General features: G+C 72.1%; 3 protein-coding genes. All 3 read right to left on the reverse strand.

Going from position 1 to position 3,890, the window contains the following annotated elements; all coding sequences use genetic code 11:
- Positions 1-60 precede the first annotated feature (60 nt).
- Complete coding sequence (locus PROKR_RS13165; RefSeq protein WP_036963953.1) at positions 61-1,536, reverse strand: FAD-linked oxidase C-terminal domain-containing protein; 1,476 nt, start codon at positions 1,534-1,536, stop codon at positions 61-63.
- A 42-nt stretch (positions 1,537-1,578) separates the two neighbouring features.
- Positions 1,579-3,165 (reverse strand): malate synthase A, encoded by a 1,587-nt coding sequence (gene aceB / locus PROKR_RS13170; protein WP_036963954.1) that lies wholly within the window; start codon positions 3,163-3,165, stop codon positions 1,579-1,581.
- A gap of 120 nt (positions 3,166-3,285) precedes the next feature.
- The coding region (locus PROKR_RS13175) for an IclR family transcriptional regulator (protein ID WP_036963955.1) at positions 3,286-3,890 on the reverse strand (605 nt) is incomplete at its 5' end.

Below are 3,890 nucleotides of genomic sequence, written 5' to 3' on the forward strand. Positions count from 1 at the left end.
CCTCGCGCACCGCGCCGCCGTCCTGCCGCAGCGCGTCGGCGAGCCGCCGCAGGTCCGCCATCAGAAGACCTCCGCCACGCCGTACTCCGCCAGCGGGTGCGCGCCCCGGTGCCGCCCGGGACGTTCCCCGCACAGCCGTGGCGTCGGGAAGACCTTGCCGGGGTTCGAGATGCCCTCGGGGTCGAACGCGCAGCGCACCGCCTGCATCGTGTCCAGGTCGTCCTCGGTGAACATGCGCGGCATGTGCTTGGCCTTGTCCGCGCCCACGCCGTGCTCGCCCGTGATGGACCCGCCGTGCTCCAGGCACAGGTCGAGGATCCCGCCGGCCACGGCCTCGGCCCGGTCGACGGCGCCCTCGACGGCGCCGTCGAACAGCACCAGCGGGTGCAGGTTGCCGTCGCCCGCGTGGAAGACGTTCGCCACCCGCACGCCGGCGCTCTCGCCCAGCTCCGCGATCTGCCGTAGCACGAGCGGAAGGGCGGTGCGCGGGATCACGCCGTCCTGCACGATGTAGTCCGGGCTGATCCGCCCGACCGCCGCGAACGCGGACTTGCGGCCCTTCCAGATCAGCGCGCGCTCCTCGTCGTCCGCCGCGACCCGCACCTCGAACGCGCCGGCCCCCTCGCACAGCCGGACGACGTCGTCGAACTCCCCCGCGACGTCCGGAGCCGGCCCGTCGAGCTCGATCACGAGCACCGCGCCCGCGCCGTGCGGGTAGTCGCAGTGCACCGCGGCCTCGGCGGCCTCGATCGCCAGGGCGTCCATCATCTCGATCGCCGCAGGAATCACGCCGGCCGCGATGATCGCGGACGTCGCGGCCCCGGCGTCGTCCATGGTGCGGAAGGCGGCCAGCAGGGTGCGCACCTCCTGCGGCAGCCGCGTCAGGCGCACCGTGGCGGCGGTCACGATGCCGAGCGTGCCCTCGCTGCCGACGAGCGCACCGAGCAGGTCGTACCCGGGCGGGTCCGGCGCCTTGCCGCCGATCTCGACCTGCTCACCGGAGGGCGTCACCAGGTCCACGCCAGTCACGTGGTTCGTGGTGAAACCGTACTTGAGGCAGTGCGCGCCGCCCGAGTTCTCGGCCACGTTGCCGCCGATCGAGCACACCGACTGGCTGGACGGGTCGGGCGCGAAGTAGTACCCGTCGGGGCTGGTCGCGGCGGTGAGCTGCAGGTTGATCACCCCGGGGTCCACGACGGCGCGCTGGTTGGCCAGGTCCGCCTCCCGGATCGCCCGCAGCTGCGACATGACCACGAGCACACCCTCGGCATGGGGCAGCGCCCCGCCCGACAGCCCGGTGCCCGACCCGCGCGCGACGAAGGGCACGCCGTGCCGGGCACAGGCCCGCACCGCGCTCGCGACGTCGGCCGCGTCGCGAGCGAGGACCACCGCCCCGGGGATCACGCGGTACGCGGCGAGCCCGTCGCACTCGTAGGTCCGCCGCCGCTGCCGGTCGGTGATCACCCGCTCTCCGCCCAGCTCGGCCAGCAGCTCGCCGACGACGTCCCCCAGCCCGTTCGTACCGCTCTCACCCATCCGGCAACCTCCTCGTCGCGCGTGGTGCTCGTCGAGTGCTGGTCAGGGCATGCGCGCGTACGCCGGGAGGGTCAGGAAGTCCGCGTAGTCGTCCGCGACCGCCACTTCCAGGAACGTCTGCCTGGCCTCCGCGTAGTCTGCCGGGTCGCCTGGCAGCTTGGCGATCTCCTCCTCCACGATCCGGTCGATCAGGTCGCGCGTGACCTGGTGGCCCGTGTCGGCGAGCGTCACGTCGTTGTGCAGCCACTGCCACACCTGGGACCGCGAGATCTCCGCGGTGGCGGCGTCCTCCATGAGGTTGAAGATCGCGACGGCGCCGAGCCCGCCGAGCCACGCCTTGAGGTACTGGATACCCACGGAGATGTTGTTCCGCAGCCCGGCCTCGGTGACGTCGCCGGGCGTCGCGGCGACGTCGAGCAGCTGCGCGGCGGTGACCCGCACCTCGTCACGGGTTCGGTCGATCTGGTTCGGCCGGTCGCCCAGCACCGCGGTGAAGACCTCCGTGCAGACCCCGACCATGCCGGGGTGGGCCACCCACGAGCCGTCGAACCCGTCGTTCGCCTCGCGCGTCTTGTCGTCGCGCACCTTGGCGAACGCCGCCTCGTTGACCGCCTCGTCGCGGCTCGGGATGAACGCGGCCATGCCACCGATCGCGTGCGCTCCACGCGTGTGGCAGGTCTTGACCAGCAGCTCCGTGTAGGCCCGCATGAAGGGCACCGTCATGGTGACGGCGTTGCGGTCGGGCAGCATGAAGTCCGTGCCCCGGGTTCGGAACGACTTGATCACGGAGAACATGAAGTCCCAGCGCCCGGCGTTCAGGCCCGCGCTGTGCTCTCGCAGCTCGTAGAGGATCTCCTCCATCTCGAACGCCGCGGGGTAGGTCTCGATGAGCACCGTGGCACGGATGGTCCCCCGCGGGATACCGAGGTAGTCCTGAGCCAGCAAGAACGCGTCGTTCCAGAGGCGCGCCTCCAGGTGCGACTCCATCTTCGGCAGGTAGAAGTACGGGCCCTGGCCCTTCTCGATCTGCCGTAGCCCGGCGGTGGCCAGGTAGAGCGCGAAGTCCACGAGGCTGCCCGACGCCGGACGGCCGTCCACCAGGAGGTGCTTCTCCGGCAAGTGCCAGCCCCGCGGCCGCACGATGATGGTCGCCAGCTCGTCGTCCGGCTTGAGCGCGTAGTGCTTGCCGTTCTCGCCCGTGAAGTCGATGTTCCGGTTGATGGCGTCGAGCAGGTTGAGCTGCCCGCCCACCACGGCGCTCCACTGCGGGGTGTTGGCGTCCTCGTGATCCGCGAGCCAGGCCTTGGCGCCCGAGTTCAGGGCGTTGATGGTCATCTTCCGGTCCGTGGGGCCGGTGATCTCGCAGCGCCGGTCGGCAAGGCCGGGGGCCGGCTCAGCGACGCGCCACGTCGGGTCCTCCCGGATGTGCCGGGTCTCGGGCAGGAAGTCCAGGGTGCCGCCCGCCGCGAGGTCTTCCACCCGGCGGCGGCGCGCCTCGAGCAGCTCCAGCCGGCGGTCGTCGAGCGCCCGGTGCAGGGCGACGACGAGCCCGAGGGCCTGCGGGGTCAGCACCTCTTCCGCGCGGGGCGCGATGTCGCCGTTGATCGTCAGGCCGTCCGGAGTGTCCACGTCGAGATCCTTTGGTCGATCGGCTCGGCTCCCGCAGTAATTCCACGATGCGGAAACTGAATACTTCCTAGCGAAAACCCTAGGTGCCCGACGACGCCCGGTCAACGCCTCTGCGACCCGTCAACTACCGGAGAGCTCCGCCGCGACCTCCCGAGCAACCTCGTGCAGCAGCGGGACCGCGCGTTCGCCGAACTCGAACGACACCCGAGCCGCCGGTCCGGACACGGACAGCGCGGTCGGCACCGGCACCCCCGGCACGACGACGGCGAAGCACCGCACCCCGATCTCCTGCTCCCCGTCATCGACGGCGTACCCACGCTCCCGGATCTCGCCGACCGCGGTCAGGAGCGCGCCGACGTCGGTGATCGTCCGGTCGGTCGCGGGCTCGAGGCCGGCCCGCGTAGCGATCTCCCGCACCGCGGCATCGGGGAGCTCCCCCAGGAGGGCCTTGCCGACGCCGGTGCTGTGCAGGTGCACGCGCCGCCCCACCTCGGTGAACATCCGCATCGAGTGCGACGACGCCGCCTGCGCCACGTAGACCGCCATCTCGCCGTCGAGCATCGCGAGGTTCGCCGTCTCGCCCAGCTCGCGCGCCAGGCGGGCCAGGTGGCGACGCGCGCCCGCGCCGAGCTGGCGACCGGCCGCGTCGCCGAGCCCCATCACCCGTGCCCCGAGCGCATAGCGGCGCGATGGCAGGCGCCGCGCATAACCGCGGGCGACGAGGG

Source organism: Promicromonospora kroppenstedtii DSM 19349 (genome assembly GCF_000515355.1).
Classification (GTDB): domain Bacteria; phylum Actinomycetota; class Actinomycetes; order Actinomycetales; family Cellulomonadaceae; genus Promicromonospora; species Promicromonospora kroppenstedtii.